The sequence below is a fragment of the Virgibacillus sp. 7505 genome, from assembly GCF_002272135.1.
Classification (GTDB): Bacteria; Bacillota; Bacilli; order Bacillales; family Amphibacillaceae; genus Terribacillus.
In genome coordinates this window covers 1-314 of record NZ_NPBF01000124.1, presented here as the reverse complement: position 1 = coordinate 314, position 314 = coordinate 1, and the positions used below count along the sequence as shown (strand labels likewise).

The following is a 314-nucleotide window of genomic DNA, read 5'->3' as shown; positions in this document are numbered from 1 at the left end:
ACCAATGACTGACGTGATTCGCTCACAGGAAGGCCTACAGGCAGAAAACTATTTAGAACAAGCGTATCATTCAGGCAATATCGATGGCGTCCAATATACGATTCCCCTTGATATTCACGCTAATGCGATGTATTACAATCAAGATTTGCTTAGCAAATACGGAGTTGAACATTTTTTAGACGATGATGTGGTCACTTTTGATGAGCTTTTATCGTTGCAAGGCAAGTTGGAAGATGGGGACTATGCTGTCAATGATTCATTAATCAGTTGGGTCATATTGGCGCAAATTCAAAACTTAGGCGGTGACATTGAAG

1 protein-coding gene is annotated in these 314 nt (G+C 40.8%); it reads left to right on the top strand.

The features are described 5' to 3' along the window. Positions 1–314 (top strand): extracellular solute-binding protein (locus CHH91_RS18225; protein WP_141234205.1); only part of this gene is annotated, 314 nt, incomplete at both ends.